Below are 18,410 nucleotides of genomic sequence, written 5' to 3'. Positions count from 1 at the left end.
TTAATGAAAAAAATCATGTCTATACTGACCTTGGCAGTAGCCCTTTTCCTGACTGCTTGTAGCCAGCAAGAACAAACGCCAAAAGCCTCAAGTAGCGCTAGCTCACATTCATCTGAGACAGTGGCTTCGACCAGTGAAAAGTCAGAGCAAGGGGTGTCCATAGATGGCAGTTATCGTGGACAGGACGAGGAAAATACGATCCTCTTAGTTGTGACGGGTCAAAAAGGCACGTTTACGGTGCAAGATGCTGATGGAGAAGAAGAGACCAAAGAGGTCAGCATTGATCCGGTCAATCAATCCATGCGTATCGGGGATGAGCCTTATCGCTATCGGATCGAAGGAGATCAGTTGTCGCTAGAAGACCTGGAGCAAGCAGAGGATGATCAAGGGATTATCGTTTTGACCAAGCAATAAGGGACGAAACAAAAGAGAGTGGGACAGAAATAGGTAATTCGTTAGAATTCGATTTCGTCGTCCCACCTCCGCACAGTTGAGTAGGGCTGTAAAAGCTGATGAAATCAGCGTAGTAGAGCCCACTCAACCACTGCGTCTTGCTCGACAATCCAAAAATAATTGAGAGGCTAGGACTTCTGTCCCACTCTCTTTTTGTTTGTCTAGAAGGGGCTTGGTTGGTCGTTGCAACGGGTAAAAAGAATTGGTATACTAGTAGAAAGAAACAAGGAGGATGCTGTGACCTTTAGAAAATTACGTCTATTAATGTCCAAATATGGATTTAGTATTTTGTTTATGGGCTTTGAACTATGGGCATCCTTTGCGGCCTTCTTTTGGCTCAATAGATGGTTCCCTCATTGGCTATCTGTTGCAGTCATTGGGCTCTTATATGTGTCGACAATCTTAGCTATTGTTAATCGAAATACCCCGCCTGAAAATAAGGTGACCTGGCTCTTAATTGCCGTCATTCCTGTCTTTGGATCGCTTTTATACCTCATGTTTGGCGAGCGGCGTTTGTCCAAAAAGGAAATGATCCAGCTGAAAAATATGGAGTCCATGAAGTTTCGAGAGGACAATAGTCATCAGTTGCGTAAGGAGCTCAAGCAAGAAAGCAAAGCGGTTTATGGCTTGGTCAAGTCGATTTTATCCATGGACCACAATGCGGATCTCTATAATGGGACGGCATCGACCTTTTACCCTTTAGGGGAGGACATGTATGAGCAATTACTTGAGGATCTAAAAGCAGCGAAAAAATTTATCTTCATCGAGTTTTACATCATTGACGAGGGCTTGATGTGGAACAGTATCCTAGAGATTTTAGAGCAGAAAGTGAAAGAGGGGGTCGAAGTCAAACTCCTTTATGACGACATCGGCTGTATGGCAACCTTGGCTGGGAACTATACCAAACGATTGCGAAAGATGGGGATTGATGCCCATAAGTTTAACAAGGTGATCCCCCGTCTAACAGTGGCTTATAACAACCGAGACCACCGTAAGATCTTGGTCATTGATGGCCAGATCGGCTATACGGGTGGTGTCAATTTGGCAGACGAGTACATCAACCACATTGAGCGGTTTGGTCACTGGAAGGACAGTGCCATTCGTTTAGATGGACGAGCTGTTAAGGCCTTAACGCGACTCTTCCTCATGAACTGGTACATCAACCGTGGGGAAATCGAGGATTTTGACCGCTACCATATTGAAAATAAGGCGGTCGAAGGAGAAGGGCTCTACATTCCCTATGGGAGTGGACCAAAACCGATTTACAAGTCGCAGGTTGGAAAGACAGTCTATCAAAATATGATTAACCAGGCGACGGATTACGTCTATATCACGACTCCTTACTTGATCATCGATTATGATTTGACAGAAGATATCCGCAATGCGGCCCTTCGTGGGGTGGATGTTCGCATCGTGACCCCGTATATTCCGGATAAAAAATTGATCCAAATCGTAACCCGTGGGGCATACTTGGATCTGATGGACGCTGGTGTGAAAATCTATGAGTACACACCTGGTTTTGTCCACAGTAAGCAAGTTCTTGCCGATGATGAAATGGCGGTTGTAGGGTCGATTAACTTTGATTACCGCAGTTTGGTCCATCACTATGAAAATGCTGTCTGGATGTATCGGACGCCTGCCTTGAAAAAGATTCGTGAGGACTTTGACCATATCTTTGAAGTGTCTCAAGAAATTACAGAGGATACCTTCCGCTTTACATGGCACCAAAGCTTAATCAAGGAAATTATGCAATTGTTCGCACCGATGTTGTAAATGTATAAAAACGAAAATCAGAGTCAGGAATCGAGATGCCTGACTCTTTTTCCATAGGACTATGTGGCAAGAGGCTGACATGGTCGGCAGAATTTGGTATACTAGAGAAGATAATGGGCTTTTTTCTAAAAGGAAAGAGCAGAGGAATAGCGAAGAAAAGGAAAAAGAATGAGCGAAAAAGAGCAAGAAATGACTTCGAAAAAGTTAGGGCTTCACGTGGGAGACAGTTTTCAGGATACACGTGAAATTCGCGAAGTGCTAGATAAATCAGTCTTTCGTGAAGAAGAGCCGACTCATAGCCAGCAGGCAGAAGTCTTGGAGGAGCCGGTTGCAATGGAGGCATCAGAGGAAATTAGTGATGCCAAGCCAGAAGCAGTAGCAGAACCTACACAAGAATCTGAACAGGAAGCGGAGCAAACGCTCAGTCGGATGAGTCGTCGTTCGCGTAAGGCGGGAGTTGAAGCGGCAAAAGCGGAAGCATCTAAGGTAGAAGAGAATACGGAAGAGCTAGAAGCAGATGTGGCAGTTGAGCCGATCCGTCGTCAATCCAAGCGTCCAGTGCCCCTAGCGATTCCTTTTGTGTTGAGTCTCTTGATTAGTTTACTGCATGTCGGGGTGCCATTTTTAACCCGTTTTGCAACCAATCAACAATCTCAAAACTTGTATGCTGGCTGGGCAATGACCAAGGGTCAAGTACCGTTTGGTGATTTTTACGGAACCAATGGTCTGCTCTATTATGCAATCAACTGGTTGGGAAGTTTAGCTGGTGGACATTGGATCTTGATGATCCTTCAAGCGATTGCCCTCTTCTTTGCGGGTACTTACCTCTATCGGGTTGTGCGCTTGCTGGTGTCTGATAAAGATACAGCGAAGAATGTCCAGTTGCTCTTTTATTTCTTGGTGCTAGGCCTTGGTTTTGGAGGGACTTATGTGACCTTCTTTAGCCTTCCAATCCTATTTGCCAGCATGAATTTCATTTTGGCTTATTTGATTGGGCATCGTAAGGATGAAGGCTTTATCCTTTATGGTGCGATTGCTGCTGTGGCTTTCTTGATTGATCCGATGACCAGTGCCCTGTTTTATTTGTTGGCCTTCCTTGGATTAACAGCCTTTAATATCAAGCGGAAGAGATGGGCGCGTGGCTTTTATCAACTGCTGGCAGCTCTCCTTGGTTTTTCACTTGTCTTTTATCCAATTGGCTATATCACCGTTTGGAATCAGACTTTTGGCTATGCCATTAACCAAGTAACCTATGTCTTTAATGCCTTGAATTTTAGCAATGGACAAACCTTCAGTAATGCCATTTATTATGGACTGTTGGCGCTTGCCTTTGGCCTAGTCTCTGCCTTTTTAATGTCCTTTACGAAGCAAAATAGCAGTGCTCGACGGATCTTCCGCTTTATGGGATGGGCAGGTAGCCTGGTAGTCCTCATTGTGTCGATTGGTCTTCCTGAACAGGGAGCTTACCAATTGTTACCGATGTTGCCATTTGTTCTTCCTTTGTTTGCGATCTGGTTCTCACGAGATGGGGAAGAAAACGATGGGATCGAACGTCGTGGTCGGAAGAAGAAAAATAAGGAAGTTTGGGCCGCTTACTTTACGAGCCAAGTTTTCTTACCGCTAGTAGCCCTCGTCTATCTCTTGGCGAATCCAGTGGTTCAAGATGTCGTGCTTCAGTCTGGTCAATCCAGTGAACGGAGCGCTATTGCCAGCTACATTAAAAATCACACCAAGTCGAAAGATACCATTTATGCTTGGGATACGACAGCTACTCTCTATCAAGATAGCGATCGTTTGGCAGCTTCTGCCTTATTGACTCCGACGTCTTATCTGGGAATTAATGAAAATCGGACCAATGTGATCCAACAAATCGATCGGTCTGAACCTAAGTATATTGTGGTCAACAATCAGGTAGAGTTGACCTCCAATATGAAGGACTTGCTCAAAGAAAATTATCGTCTAGTTGAGAAGAAATACCGTCATTTCAAACTCTATCAACGCTCTTAAGAAAATCAATATCTTGTGTTTTAGAAAGTTTTTTAGAATTTTCACCACAAGATATTGATTTTTATTTTTGGAGTGGTATAATACAACTTGTATGTAAATAAATGAAGAGAGGCATGTTTGGTATGATCACCTTGAGAGAAGAAAAACTGAGAATGGCCCCGGATATTTTTGTTGAAAAACGAGATGGCCGTCGTGTTCAATTCGATGTTGAAAAAATTTATAAAGCCTTGTTGAAGGCGACAGAAGAAGTGACTTCTCTCACTCCAGTGATGGAAGCCAAACTAGAAGCCATTGTCGATCGTGTGATCGCAGAGATTTTGGAACGTTTTCCAAATGGTGTGAAGATTTATGAGATCCAAAATGTGGTCGAACATGAATTGCTTCAAGCCAATGAATATGCGATTGCTGAGAGCTACATTACTTATCGGACGCAGCGGGATTTTGAGCGCTCAAAAGCGACGGATATCAACTTTACGATTGGAAAACTCCTCAACAAGGACCAAGCGGTTGTCAATGAAAATGCTAATAAGGACAGCGATGTCTTTAATACGCAACGGGACTTGACGGCGGGGATCGTTGGTAAGTCTATTGGTCTCAAAATGTTGCCCAAACACGTAGCCAATGCCCACCAAAAAGGGGACATCCACTACCATGATTTGGACTATAGTCCTTATACACCAATGACCAACTGCTGTTTGATTGATTTTGAAGGCATGCTCAGAAATGGCTTTAAGATTGGGAATGCAGAAGTAGAAAGTCCTAAGTCCATCCAAACTGCAACGGCTCAAATCTCGCAGATTATTGCCAATGTAGCTTCTAGTCAGTACGGGGGGTGCTCAGCTGACCGGATCGATGAAGTCTTGGCCCCTTATGCAGAAAAGAACTACCAAAAACACTTGGCAGATGCCAAAGAGTGGGTGCTTCCTGAAAAGCAAGAGGACTATGCTTGGAGCAAGACTCAAAAAGATATCTATGATGCCATGCAATCGCTGGAATATGAGATCAATACGCTCTTTACCTCGAACGGACAAACTCCCTTTACTTCGCTTGGTTTTGGTCTTGGGACCAATCGCTTCGAACGGGAAATCCAAAAGGCGATTCTGGAAATTCGGATTAAGGGTCTTGGATCGGAACATCGGACAGCTATCTTTCCAAAACTGATCTTTACCCTCAAGCGGGGGCTTAACTTGGAACCTGGAACGCCCAACTATGATATCAAGCAATTGGCCTTGGAATGTGCGACGAAGCGCATGTATCCGGACGTTTTGTCTTATGACAAGATTGTCGAGTTGACAGGCTCCTTCAAGGTACCGATGGGATGTCGTTCTTTCCTTCAAGGTTGGAAAGATGAAAATGGTGTGGAAGTTAATTCTGGCCGGATGAACCTCGGAGTTGTGACAGTCAATTTACCTCGGATTGCCTTGGAATCAGGCGGAGACAAGGAGAAGTTCTGGCAAATCTTTAATGAACGGATGAATATTGCTGAAGATGCCTTGGTTTACCGCGTGGAACGTACCAAAGAAGCGACACCAGCCAATGCGCCGATTCTCTACCAATATGGGGCTTTCGGGAAACACTTGGGCAAGTATGACCAGGTAGATCAGCTCTTCCGTCATCGCAGAGCAACCGTTTCTCTTGGCTATATCGGACTCTATGAAGTCGCAACCGTCTTTTATGGTCCAAATTGGGAACACAATCCAGAAGCCAAACAATTCACGATCGATATCATCAAGGATATGAAAGCGCGCGTGGAAGAATGGTCTGACCAGTATGATTACCACTTCTCCATCTATTCGACACCGTCAGAAAGCTTGACAGACCGCTTCTGTCGCCTAGATACGGAGAAATTTGGTAAGGTTCCGGATATCACAGACAAGGAATACTACACCAATAGTTTCCACTACGATGTTCGTAAGAACCCAACGCCATTTGAGAAGTTGGATTTTGAGAAAGTTTATCCTGAAGCAGGTGCGTCTGGTGGCTTTATCCACTATTGTGAATACCCTGTGCTCCAACAAAATCCAAAAGCCCTTGAAGCGGTTTGGGATTATGCCTATGACCGGGTCGGTTATCTCGGAACCAATACGCCGATTGACCGTTGTTACAAGTGTGATTTTGAAGGAGATTTCACGCCGACTGAGCGCGGATTTGCTTGTCCAAACTGTGGTAATAGCGATCCGAAAACGGTTGATGTGGTCAAACGGACCTGTGGTTATCTAGGAAACCCGCAAGCTCGTCCGATGGTCAATGGCCGTCATAAGGAAATCGCTGCACGGGTCAAACACATGAATGGATCCACTATCAAATCAGCTGGACACCAAGTGACAGATTAGAAAAGGACATTATGGGAAAATACCAATTAGATGATAAAGGCAAGGCTCAGGTTCAACGATTCCACGAGAAGCATTCAAAGGGTGGAATCAATAAAAAAGACCGAGTAGCCAGCCTGAGAGAACAATTTCTAAAAAAGGCTAAGAAAAAATAAAAGTGAGAGTTCTCGCTTCATATTGAAGATGAAATTCTCTTTTGAGACTTTCCTTGGGTGGGTACGGACGTCAGCGAACTTCGAAGAAGTTCCATGACTAATTATTGAGCCTAGGGTCTCAATAATTCCGGATGCCTGAAACTTGTTAGTTTCAGGCATTTTTCCCACGGGATTCTAAAAAAAGTTTAATAAATAAGCGTCACCTTATTGATTCAGTATTTATTAACTCATTTTATTAAAAATGATTGTTTATGTTGTGAAGTGAGAGTCCGCTCTCGCTTTTCTCGTATGGGGGGAGGTAAAGATGGAACTACGTAGACCAACTTTAGCAGATAAAGAAACCATTCTAAACATGATGGCAGAGTTCGAAGAGACCCAGTCGGCCCACGACGGCGGCTTTTGGGATGCTGAGAACTTTGATTATGAGGAGTGGCTAGAAACTAACCTTAATAAAGAAATGGGAATAAACTTGCCTGAAAATCGCGTTCCATCAATTCAGTTCGTATTGTTTGATGAATCAGGTCATGCTTTAGGTTTTTTGAATCTACGGTTGAGACTAAATGAGGGATTGCTGAATTATGCTGGTCATATCGGTTATTCCATCCGCCCTTCTGAAAGAGGCAAGGGGTATGCCAAGGAAGCTCTCCATCAAGGTCTGCGAGTCGCTAAGGAGAAGAACATCCATCGTGCTCTAGTGACATGTAGCGCGGAAAATCCTGCCAGTCGAGCGGTTATCTTAGCTAATGGCGGTCAATTTGAAGATGTTCGAAATGGAACGGAGCGTTATTGGATAGAAGTGGAGTAGAAGGATGACATGGAATACACCTAAACCAGGCGAATGGAAGAGTGAGGAACTGAGTCAAGGACGCATCATCGACTACAAGGCCTTTAACTTTGTGGATGGAGAAGGGGTGCGCAACTCCCTTTACGTAGCAGGCTGCATGTTTCACTGTGAGGGTTGTTACAATGTAGCGACCTGGTCTTTCAATGCAGGTATTCCCTACACCAAAGAGTTAGAAGAGCAGATCATGGCCGATCTGGCCCAACCCTATGTCCAGGGCTTGACCCTGCTTGGGGGGGAACCCTTTCTCAACACCGGCATCCTTCTGCCCTTGGTCAAGCGCGTGAGAAAAGAGTTGCCCGACAAAGACATTTGGTCTTGGACCGGCTACACCTGGGAAGAAATGATGCTAGAGACACCAGACAAACTAGAGCTTCTCTCACTGATTGATATTCTGGTCGATGGCCGCTATGATAAGACCAAACGCAACCTCATGTTGCAGTTCCGTGGCTCTTCTAACCAGCGGATCATCGATGTTCAAAAATCCCTCAAAGAAGGAAAAGTCGTCATCTGGGACAAGCTCAATGACGGTAAAGAAAGTTTTGAGCAGGTCAAACGAGATGATCTTTTGTAGGATCTTCAAAAAACCGGGTTTTTCACCCGGTTTTTTTGGGTTCTCTGCATAAGTATACAAGGGATTTCGCCTGTTTCAGAAAACGCTTACTTTTTAAATGTACATAATGGACAAAAAAGTGATAATTAATGCATTTTTTACTAAAAATATGTTACAATAAATATGATTAGGACTAATTGGAGGTATTTATGTCACAAAGGAGACGGAGTCGTCGTTCAGAACATAAGTGGGGGCAATTGCGAATCATTAATTCCGTATTGCTTATTTTTTTGCTTATGACTGCAAGTTGGGCGACCTATACCATGTTGGCCAATAACATCTTGGCTTTTCGCTATGTCAATGTTCTCGTGATGGCACTACTAGCTCTTCTCTTGCTCTTGTCAGCTTGGTTTGTGATCAAAAATCAGGCCAAAAAGACAACTTTGGTCCTGCTTCTTGTCGGCTTATTGACTAGTTCAGGAGTTTTGTTTGCTAGTCAACAGCTTTTGAATCTGACCAGTAATGTCAACGGCCACTCTAACTATACAGAGTTTGAGATGGCTGTCTATGTCAAGAAAGACAGTGACATCAAAGATATCAAAGAAATCAAGGAAGTGGTGGCACCAAAGGGCAATAATAACGAAGCCAATCTCACTGCCCTCTTGGACAACATCAAAAAGACCAAGGGTCAGGAAATTTCTGTAGTGGATGCCCCGACTTATCTAGATGCTTATAAGAGCCTGCAAGAAGGGAATGCTTCTGCTATGGTCCTCAACAGTACCTTTGAGGATACCATTGCAGCAGAAGATGCGGACTATGCGAAGAAGTTGAAGAAAATCTATTCCTACAAGATTCGAAAAGAAGTGGCAGCGACGAGCAAGGTGTCTGCCAATGCGGATGTCTTTAACATCTATGTCAGCGGGATCGATACCTATGGTCCGGTAACCTCGGTTTCTCGTTCAGATGTCAATATCATCATGACGGTCAATCGTAAGACCAAGCAAGTCCTATTGACAACGACACCACGGGATGCCTATGTACCGATTGCAGATGGTGGTAACAACCAAAATGATAAGTTGACCCACGCGGGGATCTACGGAGTGGATGCTTCGATCCATACCCTTGAGAATCTCTATGATATCAAGCTCAACTACTACGTTCGTCTCAATTTCACCTCCTTCCTCAAGTTGATTGACCTTCTAGGGGGAATCGATGTGGAAAATGACCAAGAATTCACGAGCCTTCATGGCAAGTTCCATTTCCCAGTTGGAAAGGTTCATTTGAATTCAGAGCAAGCCCTCGGTTTTGTCCGAGAACGCTACTCTCTCCAAGGTGGCGACAATGATCGTGGGAAAAACCAAGAAAAAGTCATTGCGGCCATTATCAAAAAGTTGACCTCTACCAAGGTCTTAAGCAACTACAATGAGATTATCGGAAACCTCCAAGATTCTGTCCAAACCAATATGCAGTTGCCGACTATGATGAACTTGATCAATACCCAGTTAGAAACGGGTGGTTCTTATGAGGTGACATCTCAAGCGATTACCGGTCAAGGACGAAATGACTTGCCGTCTTATGCTATGCCTGGTTACAACCTCTATGTCATGGAGTTGGATCAAGCCAGCTTGACCAAGGCTAAGGAAACCATTCAAAAAGTAATGGAAGGAAAAGAAAAATGATTGATATCCACTCGCACATCGTCTTTGATGTGGATGATGGACCAAAGACAAGAGAAGATACGCGTGCCTTATTGGAAGAAAGCTATCGTCAAGGGGTACGGACCATTATCTCCACTTCTCATCGTCGCAAGGGGATGTTTGAAACTCCCGAAGAAAAGATTTCTGAAAATTTTCAAGAAGTGAAAAAAATTGCGGCAGAGGTCGCACCAGATTTAACGATTCATTACGGGGCAGAGATCTACTTTACCAATGATGTCTTGAAAAAACTGGAAGACAAGATCATTCCACGTTTAGCTGAGACGCGCTTTGCGCTGATTGAATTCAGTATGGGAACGCCTTACAAGGAGATTCATACGGCCTTGGACCGTTTGCTCCATCTAGGCGTGACACCGGTGGTGGCCCATATCGAGCGCTACAAGTGCTTGGAGAAAAACGAGGAGCGTGTGCAAGAGATGATTGACATGGGCTGCTACATGCAGATCAATAGTTCCAGCGTTCTCAAGCCTCGCCTCTTTGGGGATGAGCAAAAACAACTGAAAAAACGAGCTCGGTACTTTTTAGAAAAAGACTTGGTCCACTTTGTTGCCAGCGATATGCACAATGTGGATAAACGGCCGCCTTATATGGCAGAAGCCTATCGCTTAATCAAGGAAGAATACGGAGAACAACGAGCACAAGCTCTCTTTGTCAGCAATCAGGAACTCTTGTTATCGGATGAATTAATCTAACCAGGAAACAGGTGGAGAGATCCACATGAAGGAGTAATTAGGAAATGAACAATCAAGAAAATCAAGCAGTGGAAATTGATGTTTTCGCTATGCTGAAGACCCTATGGAAACGCAAGTTTTCGATCGTTTTGGTCGCTCTTGTCTTTGCCATTGCAGCATTTGGCTACAGTGCCTTTTTAGCCAAGAAAGAATACCAAAGTACTAGCCGGATCTATGTGGTCAGTCGTCAAAACCAAGACAACAATGCCTTGACAAACTCTGATTTGCAGGCTGGTTCATACTTGGTTAAGGACTACCGTGAGATCATTCTTTCTCAAAATGTCTTGAGTCAAGCCATCGAAGAATTGAAACTCGATATGACACCTGCTGAGTTGTCCAAAAAGATCAGTGTATCCGTTCCAACAGATACTCGTATCCTTTCGATCACGGCTAAGGACGGAAATCCAAAAGAAGCGGCTCGTATTGCCAATGGGCTTCGGAATGTAGCAGCTGAAAAGATCATTGCTGTGACCAAGGTGTCAGATGTTACGACCTTGGATGAAGCAGAAGTGCCTCAAACACCTTCTTCACCAAATATCCGACGCAATGTCCTTCTTGGTTTTATTGCTGGAACAGGCCTCATGGTGGTTCTCATGGTCGTAGTAGAAGTCTTGGACGATCGTGTTAAGAGACCAGAAGATATCGAAGAGTTGATGGGCTTAACCTTGCTTGGTATTGTGCCAGATATTAAGAAATTGTAGACTGGGGATCGCATGAATACGTTAGAAATTTCAAAAAACAAATTGCAAGAAGTTCGGAAGGCAGAAGAGTACTTCAATGCCCTAGCGACCAATATTCAATTGAGTGGGGTGGACTTAAAAGTCATCGCTATCTCATCTGTTCAAGAAAATGAAGGGAAATCAACCACTTCAACCAACTTGGCCGTTGCCTTTGCGCGTGCGGGTTACAAGACCCTTTTGGTAGACTGTGACATCCGGAACTCTGTCATGACAGGGATTTTCCGTAGCCGTACTAAGATCCAAGGCTTGACCGACTTCTTATCCGGTCGTAGTCAATTGGACCAAATCTTATATGCGACTGATTTTCCAAACTTGGATATCATCGAGTCTGGACAGGTCGCGCCAAACCCAACAGGTCTCTTGCAAAGCAAGAACTTCACTGTGATGATGGATGCTCTGCGTGAGCATTTTGACTACATCATTGTCGATACGCCTCCAATCGGGGTCGTGATTGATGCGGCCATTATCGCCCAACGCTGTGATGGAACTGTCTTGATCACAGAATCTGGTGCCAATGGACGCAAGGCTGTCCAAAAGGCTAAGGACCAATTAGAACAAACAGGCACACCTTTCTTGGGAGTAGTGCTTAACAAATTCAACATTAAAGCTGCTGAGTATGGTTCATATGGTGGATATGGATCTTACGGAGAGTACGGGAAAAAGTAAAGAATAGGATTGAGGGAAAATGGGAGAAGAAAGAATTGAACTGGAAAAACTAAATATTGTTCTCTTTCAAAGTTTAGCTGTCCTATTTTCAGCTTACATTGTGAGTCTTTTTAAGGATGCAGAATACACGTCACAGACGATCGCCATTCTCTATCTCTTGCATTTTGTAGCCTTTTACATTAGCAATGTTGCCTATCGTTTTTATAGCAGAGGCTATCTAGATGAGCTCTTTCAGGTCTTGAAATACAACGTATTTTTCGCTGTTGGGATCACCTTTACCTCTTTTATGCTCGATGGGGTCTTTTCCATCTCTCGTCGGGGGATGATTTACTTCTTTCTTTTCAATACGTTTTCCGTCTATATCATGGATCTCTTGCTTAAGAGATACCGGAAGTCTGTTTCACCGCGGCGGAAGAGTTCGCGAAAGATTTTCTTGATCACAGCGACCAGTCGGATGGAAAAGGTATTTGATATTCTGCATTCGCCTAGCCTCTATCATGGGGAATTGATCGGTGTCACCGTCATGGACGATACGGATTTTACCCATTCGGGTGTACGGGTGGTGCAGCCGGACCAAATGATGAACTTTGTGACCAAGGAAGTGGTGGATGAAGTGTTTATCAATCTGCCAAGTGAGGACTACAATATTAGTGATTTCGTCTCGGAGTTTGAGAGTATGGGGATCGATGTATCGGTCAATCTCAATGCCTTTAACTTCGCTTCTTTGGGCAATAAACGGGTTCGAGAAGTCGGGGGACTAAGTGTCGTCACTTTCTCAACCAATTTCTACAAACCGAGCCACGTATTTGCCAAACGTCTCTTGGACATTGCAGGAGCCCTCTTTGGTCTCTTGATTTGTGGACTAGTGAGTATCGTTTTGGTCCCTCTAATCCGCAAAGATGGCGGACCTGCCTTCTTTGTACAGAAGCGGGTCGGAAAGAACGGACGGTATTTCAACTTCTATAAATTCCGCTCCATGCGCGTGGATGCCGAAGAGATTAAAAAAGATCTCATGGATCAAAATACTATGACAGGTGGGATGTTTAAGATGGAAAACGATCCACGGGTAACACCAATCGGACGCTTTATCCGTAAGACCAGTCTGGATGAATTGCCACAATTTTACAATGTTCTGATCGGTGACATGAGTCTAGTCGGAACTCGTCCTCCAACGGTAGACGAATACCAAGACTATACGCCAGCCCAAAAACGTCGCCTCAGCTTCAAGCCAGGGATTACAGGCCTTTGGCAAGTGAGCGGACGCAGTGAGATTACAGATTTTGACGAAGTGGTCAAACTCGACGTTGCATATATGGATGGTTGGACGATCTGGAGAGATATTCAGATCCTGCTCAAGACCGTGAAGGTTGTACTTAGAAAAGAAGGAGCGAAGTAGGAAAATGCCTACTTCGTCCTTTCCATGTTAGGAGAAAAATGACACAATCAATTTATATCGTTGGTTCCAAAGGGATTCCAGCAAAATATGGTGGTTTTGAGACCTTTGTTGAGAAGTTGACAGAATTCCAACAAGACAAAAATATCCAGTATTATGTGGCTTGTATGCGGGAGAATTCAGCCAAATCAGGGATTACTGCAGATACTTTCGAGCATAACGGCGCAATCTGTTACAACATTGATGTCCCTAATATTGGTCCTGCGCGTGCCATTGCTTATGATATTGCAGCCCTCAATAAGGCGATTGAGATCGCAAAAGAAAACAAAGATCAAGCACCAATCTTTTATGTCTTGGCTTGTCGGATTGGTCCCTTTATTTCAGGTATTAAAAAGAAAATCAAGGCTATCGGAGGAACTCTGATGGTCAATCCAGATGGTCATGAGTGGCTTCGTGCGAAATGGAGTCTTCCAGTCCGCAAGTATTGGAAGTTTTCTGAGCAACTCATGGTTAATCATGCTGATCTTTTGATTTGTGATAGTAAGAACATTGAAGCTTATATTCAGAAGGACTATGCTAAGTATCAGCCACAGACGACCTATATCGCCTATGGAACCGATACAAGCAAGTCTATCCTGAGTAAAGAAGACGAGAAAGTACGGACTTGGTTTGCAGATAAGCAAGTTACTGAAGGGGATTACTACCTTGTTGTGGGACGTTTTGTACCGGAAAACAACTATGAGGCCATGATTCGTGGCTTTATGCAGTCAAACTCCCAAAAAGATTTTGTTCTGATTACCAATGTAGAACAAAACAAGTTCTATGAACAGTTGCGTAAAGATACTGGATTTGATCAAGATCCTCGAGTGAAGTTTGTAGGGACTGTTTATGACCAAGAATTGCTCAAATACATTCGTGAGAATGCCTTTGCTTACTTCCATGGTCATGAAGTAGGTGGTACCAATCCATCCCTTCTTGAGGCTCTTGAGTCTACTAAGCTCAATCTCTTGTTGGATGTTGGTTTTAACCGTGAAGTCGGTGAAGATGGGGCACTTTATTGGAAGAAAGATCAATTGGCACATGTCATCGATCAAGCTGAACAATTAGACGCTCAAGCAATCGAAGATCTCAATCAGAAATCAAGTCAACGGATTGCTGAAGCCTTTACTTGGGAAAAGATTGTCACAGACTACGAGAAAGTATTTAAAGGTTAGAAATGCAGAAAATATTATATCTCCATGCTGGTGCCGAAATGTATGGTGCTGACAAGGTTTTGCTGGAGCTTATTAAGGGTTTGGATAAAGATGCTTTTGAAGCACATGTTATTTTACCCAACGACGGTGTATTAGTGGGTGCTTTAGAAGAGGTCGGTGCAAAGGTTAAAGTTATTGATTACCCAATTTTGCGCCGGAAATATTTTAATCCAAAAGGGATTCTTGAGTACTTTGGCTCCTATAACCGTTACTCCAAACAAATTGCTAAATATGCTAAAGAGAATGGGATTACTCTCGTTCACAACAATACAACTGCGGTACTTGAGGGGATTTATCTTAAACGTAAGTTGAAATTACCTTTGATTTGGCATGTGCATGAGATTATCGTCAAGCCAAAAGCCATTTCAGATTTTATCAACTTTTTGATGGGGCGCTATGCGGATACGATTGTGACAGTTTCAAATGCTGTTGCTAATCACGTCAAGCAGTCTCGTTTTGTAAAAGATGACCAAGTTCAAGTCATCTATAATGGTGTTGACAATGCTGTTTATCAGGTGATGGATGCTAGTGCGGTCCGTGATCAGTTTGGTATCGCCCAGGATGCTTTGATTATCGGAATGGTTGGTCGAGTGAATGCTTGGAAAGGGCAAGGCGATTTCTTAGAAGCTGTGACTCCAATCTTACAAGCTAATCCAAAGGCAGTAGCCTTTTTGGCAGGAAGTGCATTTGAAGGTGAAGAGTGGCGCGTGGGTGACTTGGAAAAAGCTATTTCAGAATCACCAGTAGCTGAACAAATCAAGCGTATCGATTATTATAGTAAGACAACAGAGCTCTATAATATGTTTGATATCTTTGTCTTGCCAAGTACCAATCCAGATCCACTACCAACAGTCGTACTAGAAGCTATGGCTTGTGGTAAACCTGTAGTCGGCTACCGTCATGGTGGTGTCTGTGAAATGGTCAAGGAAGGTGATAACGGCCTTCTTGCCACGCCAAATGAGCCAACAGGATTGTCTAAGGCTATCCAAGAATTAGCAGAGAATACTGAGAAGAGAGAACAATTTGGTAAGGCCTCTGTCCAACGTCAAAAAGAACTCTTCTCATTACAAAGTTATATTCGGAATTTTTCGGAGTTGTATAAGAAATATTAAAATGAATACTGAAAAAATTAAGAATAAATTAAAACCAATCATTTATCCAATTATTAACTTTATTCCTAGACGAAGACTCAAGAATAAAAATTTTACGATCATTTGTGATAATTGTTGGGCTGGAAAAGTATATCAGGAGTTGGGCTTGCCTTATCAAACACCATTTGTAGGGATGTTTGTCTTTTCGCCTGATTATATCAAGATGCTCAAGAATTTAAAACACTATTTGAGTGGAAACATCCCCTTGAAATTTGTTCAGGAATCGAAATATATCAAAGACTTTGATAACGCCTACCCTCTTGCAATTCTTGATGATATTGAACTTCATTTTTTGCATTATGCAGATGAAGAAGAAGCAACTCAAAAATGGAACCGCCGTTTGAAGAGAATGCATTGGGATAATTTGTATTTCAAGTTCAATGACAATGATGCTTGTACTTATGAGCTGATGAAAGAGTTTGAAGAGCTTCCATATAAGAGTAAGGTGATTTTCTCTTCAAAGAATTATAGTGACCTACCTTCATTGGTCCGCTTTAAATCAGCTGAAAAGCAAGGACATGTTGGAATCGATTTAAAAACTTACCACCGCTATTTTAATGCTGTAGCTTGGTTAAACAAGGGTGGAGAAGACTTAACATCATTAATTGGGTAAATAATCTATGAAACCACTTTTAACTGTCGTCATTCCAGTTTATAATGTCGAAAAATATTTAAAACGTTGTATTGAGAGTATCCTCGTTCAAGAGTGGAAGCACTATGACATCTTACTTGTAGATGATGGAAGTACTGATCATTCTCCTCAAATTTGTGATGACTATGTTAAAGCATATGATTTTATCTCGGTTATTCACAAGGAGAATGGCGGACTTTCTGAAGCTCGTAACACTGGTATTTCTCATGCTAAAGGAGAATATGTTTATTTTCCTGATTCAGATGATTGGCTTGAATCAGATACCTTTCTAGCGTTAGCAGAAGCGTTAGAATCTCAAGAGTTTGATATTATTTCTTTTAATCGTGAGTTTGTGAAGGGTGAAGAAGATGCTATTGTTTCAGAACCAGAAGTGACTCAAGTATTTGAAGGTAAAGATGCCTTTGTTCAAATGCTGAAGCACAGTTATATAACTGGTTTCGCTAATGACAAAGTCTATCGGAAATCCTTATTCACTGATCATAACATCCAGTTTCCAATTGGCAAATACTATGAGGATCTTGGCACCAATTACAAATTATTTCTTTCAGCTAAGAAAGTCTATGCGACAAATCAAAAGTACTATCACTACTTAATCGATAACCCAGATTCTATTACACAGTCTTGGAATGAGAAAAAGTTTAGAGATATGTTTGGGTTCTATAAAGAAATGTTTTATTCAGATTTTGTACGTTCGCAGTTAAATCAAGAAGAGTTGCATATCTCACAATTTTATTATGTAAATGGTTTGGTTCACATACTAGCAAGTTTGTATAAGTCTAAATTAGATCGTCAATATGCTGAAATAAGAAATGATGTCAATCAGGAATTAAGAAAAAATAAAATAATGTATAGTGAAATAAAATACCTGCCAAATAGGACGAAATATTTGTTATACCGTTTGAACTTGTTGAAGATGGCTTTTACTATACAAAGGATGAAGTAAGAGATTTAGGGGATTATTTTGAAGTACTCAGTTATTATACCGGTGTACAATGTAGAGAACTATCTTCATCGTTGCATCAATAGTATACTTATCCAAGAATATACTGATTTAGAAATTTTATTGATTGACAATGGATCTACTGATAGTAGTGGTATTATTTGCGATACTTATGCTAGTGAGTACTCGAATATCTCAGTCTATCATATTGAAAACCACGGTGTCAGTTCAGCTCGAAACTTTGGTTTAGCAAAAGCTCAAGGTGAATTTATTTGTTTTGTAGACGCGGATGATTATCTAGTAGGAAACCTGTTTTCTGATATGGAAAATCAGTTGGATTCTAGCTTAGATTTATTGGTATTTAGCTACTATAACTCTCTTGAAAAGAATTTATCGGAAACGGCTAGATCAGCAAAAATTCTTCCTATTGAAGGAAAAAAAGATAGGAATCAGTTCATCGCTCTCTTTACAGAATTATTTTTATCAGACATGATGTATACTGTTTGGAATAAAATTTATCGTAGAGAGTTCTTGGAAGACCAACGAATAACATTTGAACAGTATGAATTAGGGGAAGATGTTCGGTTCAATCTGAATGTATACGAGAGTGTTCATACAATTTCCTTTTCACAAACTTGTTATTATGTTTATATTTCGGGTAGAGCAGGATCTGCGATGGGACAGTACAATCCCAAACGAATGAGCTATCAATTGGAAGAACTTGGTAAAATTAGTCAGTTGATGGTGAGATGGGATATTCATAATGATCAATTTATTGATCAAATAAAGGCTCGTATTTTAATGAGTAATATACAGAACATTTCGATTCAAAACATATCGTTGTTTTTGAAACGGAGATATGTTGAGGCATTGTGCAATAATCCAGAGGTGACTGCTTTATTAAATCAAGTGGATTCTTTCCTTAATCCGCTTGTTAGATTTTTATTGTATTGGAGAATGTACATTGCAGTGATTTTTCTCAAAAGGTTGCAAATGTTGTTGAAGTGGAGGCATACATCATTTCATAATGGTGTGCCATATAAATATTAATCTTATT

At 42.2% G+C, this 18,410-nt stretch carries 17 protein-coding genes; all 17 read left to right on the top strand.

Annotated features, from left to right (window positions below; genetic code table 11):
- Window positions 1-3: 3 nt before the first annotated feature.
- The 17 genes from GMC92_RS08820 to GMC92_RS08735 all read left to right on the top strand — a co-directional run bounded on the left by GMC92_RS08820 (window position 4) and on the right by GMC92_RS08735 (window position 18,403).
- Window positions 4-414: an SP_0198 family lipoprotein gene (locus GMC92_RS08820; protein ID WP_024055234.1), complete on the top strand. Its 411-nt coding sequence runs from the start codon at window positions 4-6 to the stop codon at window positions 412-414.
- Between the two features lie 276 nt (window positions 415-690).
- On the top strand, window positions 691-2,226 hold the full coding sequence (cls, locus tag GMC92_RS08810) for a cardiolipin synthase (RefSeq protein ID WP_338324054.1): 1,536 nt from the start codon (window positions 691-693) through the stop codon (window positions 2,224-2,226).
- Window positions 2,227-2,394: 168 nt separating this feature from the next.
- The gene (locus GMC92_RS08805) at window positions 2,395-4,233 is read left to right on the top strand and encodes an MFS transporter (RefSeq protein ID WP_155200192.1); all 1,839 of its coding nucleotides are present in this window, start codon (window positions 2,395-2,397) and stop codon (window positions 4,231-4,233) included.
- A 122-nt stretch (window positions 4,234-4,355) separates the two neighbouring features.
- Window positions 4,356-6,566, top strand: a complete 2,211-nt coding sequence (gene nrdD, locus GMC92_RS08800) for an anaerobic ribonucleoside-triphosphate reductase (RefSeq protein WP_049486300.1) — start codon at window positions 4,356-4,358, stop codon at window positions 6,564-6,566.
- Window positions 6,567-6,577: 11 nt separating this feature from the next.
- Window positions 6,578-6,718 carry a hypothetical protein gene (locus tag GMC92_RS08795; protein ID WP_024055167.1) on the top strand — a complete coding sequence of 47 codons (141 nt, stop codon included), beginning with the start codon at window positions 6,578-6,580 and terminating at the stop codon, window positions 6,716-6,718.
- Window positions 6,719-7,022: 304 nt separating this feature from the next.
- Complete coding sequence (locus GMC92_RS08790) at window positions 7,023-7,523, top strand: GNAT family N-acetyltransferase (RefSeq protein ID WP_155200191.1); 501 nt, start codon at window positions 7,023-7,025, stop codon at window positions 7,521-7,523.
- A 4-nt stretch (window positions 7,524-7,527) separates the two neighbouring features.
- Window positions 7,528-8,133, top strand: a complete 606-nt coding sequence (nrdG, locus tag GMC92_RS08785; protein WP_155200190.1) for an anaerobic ribonucleoside-triphosphate reductase activating protein — start codon at window positions 7,528-7,530, stop codon at window positions 8,131-8,133.
- A 188-nt stretch (window positions 8,134-8,321) separates the two neighbouring features.
- A complete protein-coding gene (gene cpsA / locus GMC92_RS08780) occupies window positions 8,322-9,791 on the top strand; it encodes an LCP family glycopolymer transferase CpsA (protein WP_155200189.1) in 1,470 nt (489 codons plus the stop codon).
- Window positions 9,788-10,519 (top strand): capsular polysaccharide biosynthesis protein Cps4B, encoded by a 732-nt coding sequence (gene cps4B, locus GMC92_RS08775; protein ID WP_155200188.1) that lies wholly within the window; start codon window positions 9,788-9,790, stop codon window positions 10,517-10,519. Before cpsA ends, cps4B begins: the two co-directional genes overlap by 4 nt.
- A 44-nt stretch (window positions 10,520-10,563) precedes the next feature.
- Window positions 10,564-11,259: a Wzz/FepE/Etk N-terminal domain-containing protein gene (locus GMC92_RS08770; protein WP_155200187.1), complete on the top strand. Its 696-nt coding sequence runs from the start codon at window positions 10,564-10,566 to the stop codon at window positions 11,257-11,259.
- 12 nt (window positions 11,260-11,271) lie between these two features.
- A complete protein-coding gene (locus tag GMC92_RS08765) occupies window positions 11,272-11,964 on the top strand; it encodes a tyrosine-protein kinase (RefSeq protein WP_070506022.1) in 693 nt (230 codons plus the stop codon).
- A gap of 19 nt (window positions 11,965-11,983) precedes the next feature.
- Complete coding sequence (locus GMC92_RS08760) at window positions 11,984-13,360, top strand: sugar transferase (protein WP_155200186.1); 1,377 nt, start codon at window positions 11,984-11,986, stop codon at window positions 13,358-13,360.
- 38 nt (window positions 13,361-13,398) lie between these two features.
- The gene (gene cps2T / locus GMC92_RS08755) at window positions 13,399-14,571 is read left to right on the top strand and encodes a beta 1-4 rhamnosyltransferase Cps2T (RefSeq protein WP_155200185.1); all 1,173 of its coding nucleotides are present in this window, start codon (window positions 13,399-13,401) and stop codon (window positions 14,569-14,571) included.
- Between the two features lie 2 nt (window positions 14,572-14,573).
- Complete coding sequence (locus tag GMC92_RS08750; RefSeq protein WP_070587746.1) at window positions 14,574-15,722, top strand: glycosyltransferase family 4 protein; 1,149 nt, start codon at window positions 14,574-14,576, stop codon at window positions 15,720-15,722.
- Between the two features lies 1 nt (window position 15,723).
- Window positions 15,724-16,374, top strand: coding sequence for a DUF1919 domain-containing protein (locus GMC92_RS08745; RefSeq protein WP_155200184.1), 651 nt, complete (start codon window positions 15,724-15,726; stop codon window positions 16,372-16,374).
- A 7-nt stretch (window positions 16,375-16,381) separates the two neighbouring features.
- Window positions 16,382-17,356, top strand: coding sequence for a glycosyltransferase (locus tag GMC92_RS08740; RefSeq protein WP_155200183.1), 975 nt, complete (start codon window positions 16,382-16,384; stop codon window positions 17,354-17,356).
- 18 nt (window positions 17,357-17,374) lie between these two features.
- Window positions 17,375-18,403, top strand: a complete 1,029-nt coding sequence (locus GMC92_RS08735) for a glycosyltransferase family 2 protein (RefSeq protein WP_155200182.1) — start codon at window positions 17,375-17,377, stop codon at window positions 18,401-18,403.
- Window positions 18,404-18,410: the final 7 nt, after the last annotated feature.

It is taken from the genome of Streptococcus parasanguinis (assembly GCF_009717775.1).
Taxonomy (GTDB): domain Bacteria; phylum Bacillota; class Bacilli; order Lactobacillales; family Streptococcaceae; genus Streptococcus; species Streptococcus parasanguinis_AG.
This window is presented reverse-complemented; position numbering and strand designations above follow the sequence as displayed.